This is a genomic window from Mesorhizobium sp. M7A.F.Ca.US.006.04.2.1 (genome assembly GCF_004022915.1).
GTDB lineage: Bacteria > Pseudomonadota > Alphaproteobacteria > Rhizobiales > Rhizobiaceae > Mesorhizobium > Mesorhizobium ciceri.
The window spans coordinates 1-1,495 of record NZ_RZQA01001164.1; the positions used below are offsets into that span (position 1 = coordinate 1).

Consider the following 1,495-nt stretch of genomic DNA (forward strand, 5'->3'; position numbering starts at 1 on the left):
GACCATGATGGATCCGCGGGAGCTCGCCCACGATCACCACGACATCGGCACGCCGGCGCGTCTCTCCGGGGGCGACGGTCATTGCCCCCTTGTCGGTAAAAAGCGCGGTCTCTCGGGCAAGTGCCGCACCATCGGCATGGTCGTATGCCGCGCCAGCCCGCTCAGCCAGCGCGATCGCCGCCCTCGTGCCATCTATATCCGTATCAAAGCTGAAAACCGGGCACCGACTTGACGACAATAGCGACGCGGCATGCGCAGCCGCGTGCTCAATCAGCGCTTCCCGGTTGCCGATCCAAGCAACCGCCATTCGCTAAACTACTTTCTGGTGCCGGCTCGATCCTAGACGAAACTGGATTGGCCGTGAACCCCACCCTGCAGCGGATCAGCGAATGTTTTCATACGCGTCAACAAATTCCGACCCTGCTTAGTCATATTTGACGTAAGCGAAGCGTTGGTCGGTCAGTGGAGTGCCCTCCAGTGCCCCGCCTTCCTTGGCCGGCTGCCACTGGACAACATCCTCGATCTTTTTCGCCAACTCGAAATCCTTGTCGGTAATGCCTTTCGCCGCGTGATTCGTCAGGCGCACCTCGACCCAGGCATAGGAGGCGGTGATATCAGGATGGTGCCACGCCGCCTCGGCGAGATGACCAACCGTGTTGATGACCATGAGCGTCGATTTCCAGCTGTGGGTCTTGTATTTGCGCCGGATCCAGCCGTTTTCATAACGCCATTTCGGCAGCTCCTTCTCAAGCCGGTCGGCGATCTCGGCTTCCGAATAGACCTTTTCCTTGACTGTCTCGTTCATCTCGACCTCCGCGAATTGCTCGGTCTGTCACACGCCGGAGCCGGCAAACACGTATGCGTTCTCTTTGGCTTGCCCCATCGACGAAAACAGTTATCATGGTACCGGGCACCTAAACTTCCATGATGCATCCATGATGCACCCATCGGGGGGCAGATGTCGAATTCTGTTACCATACGAGTGCCCGCTCGCCTGCACCTTGGCTTCCTTGATCTCAATGGCGATGCTGGACGGCGGTTCGGCAGCGTCGGGCTTCCATTGAGCGAACCCGAAACCGTCGTCACCCTGTCGCGGTCCAGCGAGACCATCGTCGAAGGCTCCGAGAGCACCCGCGCCAGCGAGCATCTGTCGACGCTCTGCAAGCATCTCGGCATTCGCGGCCAGCACCATCTGGTGGTCGAGCAGTCGATCCCCAGTCATGCGGGTCTGGGCTCCGGCACGCAGATCGCCCTTGCCGTCGCCTCGGCGTTGCGCACGCTCCACAATCTGCCTCTGGACATCGCCGGCGACGCTAACCTGCTCGAGCGGGGCGGCCGATCCGGCATCGGCATCGCAAGTTTCGAAGACGGCGGCGTCATAGTCGACGCCGGCAAGAACGACCGCGGCGGAACGCCTCCGGTCGTCGCGCGGCTGCCGTTTCCGGAAGAGTGGCGCGTCCTCCTCATCCTCGACCATTCCGGGCATGGACTGCAT

At 61.1% G+C, this 1,495-nt stretch carries 3 protein-coding genes; 2 read left to right on the forward strand and 1 reads right to left on the reverse strand.

Translation table 11 applies throughout. From position 1 onward, the window contains the following. On the forward strand, positions 1-232 hold a 232-nt coding region (locus EN925_RS39945), incomplete at its 5' end, for a hypothetical protein (protein WP_164894645.1). Between the two features lie 192 nt (positions 233-424). On the opposite strand, the gene EN925_RS35415 is transcribed toward EN925_RS39945, so the two are convergent. Beyond that, positions 425-805, reverse strand: a complete 381-nt coding sequence (locus tag EN925_RS35415) for a 4a-hydroxytetrahydrobiopterin dehydratase (RefSeq protein ID WP_013532029.1) — start codon at positions 803-805, stop codon at positions 425-427. A gap of 153 nt (positions 806-958) precedes the next feature. Between EN925_RS35415 and EN925_RS35420 the strand changes: the two genes are divergently transcribed. Then, positions 959-1,495 (forward strand): beta-ribofuranosylaminobenzene 5'-phosphate synthase family protein (locus EN925_RS35420; RefSeq protein ID WP_348630388.1); only part of this gene is annotated, 537 nt, incomplete at its 3' end.